Origin of the sequence: Sphingopyxis sp. (assembly GCF_035565275.1) — a bacterium.
Classification (GTDB): Bacteria; Pseudomonadota; Alphaproteobacteria; order Sphingomonadales; family Sphingomonadaceae; genus Sphingopyxis.
Map to the genome: position 1 here is coordinate 1 of NZ_DATMST010000004.1, position 1,572 is coordinate 1,572.

The 1,572-nt window shown below is 67.6% G+C and carries 2 protein-coding genes; one reads left to right on the forward strand and one right to left on the reverse strand.

Features of this window, described 5'->3' with window-relative positions:
- Positions 1-159: DUF6456 domain-containing protein (locus VN047_RS00255; RefSeq protein WP_325538902.1), on the forward strand; the 159-nt coding region annotated here is incomplete at its 5' end.
- On the opposite strand, the gene VN047_RS00260 is transcribed toward VN047_RS00255, so the two are convergent.
- Positions 160-1,572 (reverse strand): ATP-binding cassette domain-containing protein (locus VN047_RS00260; protein ID WP_325538901.1); only part of this gene is annotated, 1,413 nt, incomplete at its 5' end.

Consider the following 1,572-nt stretch of genomic DNA (forward strand, 5'->3'; position numbering starts at 1 on the left):
GCAGCGGGGCCCGGGCTCGCCGACATCTGCTGGCGCGTGATCTGCGCGGGCGAGGGGATCGGCGGGGCGGAGAAGGCGCTGGGGTGGCCGGCGCGGTCGGGCAAGCTGGTGCTTGGCTTGGCGCTGGACCGGTTGACGCGATTTTACGGGACGGGGTGATCAGCCCAGCGCTTCAACCTCTTCGGCCAGCGCGAGCCAGCGATCTTCCGCCGCCGCCTTTTCGTTGCGGAGCTTGTCGAGCTTGGCCGTCAGCGCGCTGAAGCGCGCATTGTCGCGCGTGAAGAGAGTGCCGTCGGAGAGGTCTGTCTCGATTCCCGCCATTTCCGTCTCTATCTCCTCGATCCGGACGGGGAGCAGGTCGTAGTCGCGCTGGTCCTTGTAGCTGAGTTTCTTGCGCGCGGTCTGCGGGGGCGGCGGGGCTGCCGCCGATGCCTTGGCCTTGATGCTGTTCGGCCTCGTGCGCTTGGCCTCCCAGTCGGCATAGCCGCCCGCGACGATATCGACCTTGCCCGACCCGTCGAGACCGAGCGTCACGGTGACGGTGCGGTCGAGGAAGTCGCGGTCGTGGCTGACGAGCAGCACGGTACCGGCATAATCGGCGATGACTTCCTGCAACAGGTCGAGCGTTTCGAGATCGAGATCGTTCGTCGGCTCGTCGAGCACGAGCAGGTTCGATTCGCGCGCGAACTCGCGCGCGAGGAGGAGGCGTGAGCGCTCGCCGCCCGACAGCGCGCCAACGCTGGCCTCGACGACGCCAGGGTCGAACAGGAATTCCTTGAGATAGCCCTGGATATGCTTCTTCACACCGCGCACCTCGACCCAGTCGCCGCCGTCGGCGAGGATGTCGCGGACGGTCTTGTCGGGCGAGAGCAGGCTGCGCTGCTGGTCGATGATGATGCCGTCGAGCGTCGGGGCGAGGGTGATCTTGCCCTCGTCGGGCTGGATTTCGCCGGTGAGCAGTTTCAGCAACGTGGATTTGCCCGCGCCATTGGCGCCCACGATGCCGATGCGGTCGCCGCGCTGGACGCGGAAATCGAGGCCTTTGATGATCGCGCGCTCGCCGAAGCTTTTCGAGACGCCTTCCGCGACGATCACCGATTTCGAGCGCACATCGTCGTTGGCGAGGCCGAGTTTGGCGACGCCGGGGCCGCCGATCATCGCGGCGCGAGTCGCGCGCATTTCCTTCAATTTTTCGAGGCGACCCTGATTGCGCTTGCGACGCGCGGTGACGCCGCGCTCGAGCCAGTGCGCCTCGAGCCGCAGCTTCGAATCGAGCCGTTGCGCGGCGCGCGCTTCTTCCGCCGCGACGGCATCGCTCCATTCCTCGAATCCGCCGAAGCCGATTTCCTTGCGGCGGATGCTGCCGCGGTCGAGCCACAAGGTTTGCCGCGTCAGGCGCGTCAGGAAGGTGCGGTCGTGGCTGATCGCGACGAACGCGCCGGTGTAGCGCGCGAGCCAGCTTTCGAGCCAGTCGATCGCCGCGAGGTCGAGGTGGTTGGTCGGCTCGTCGAGCAGCAGCACGTCGGGGTTCTGCGCGAGCGCGCGGGCGAGCGCGGCGCGGCGGCGCAGATC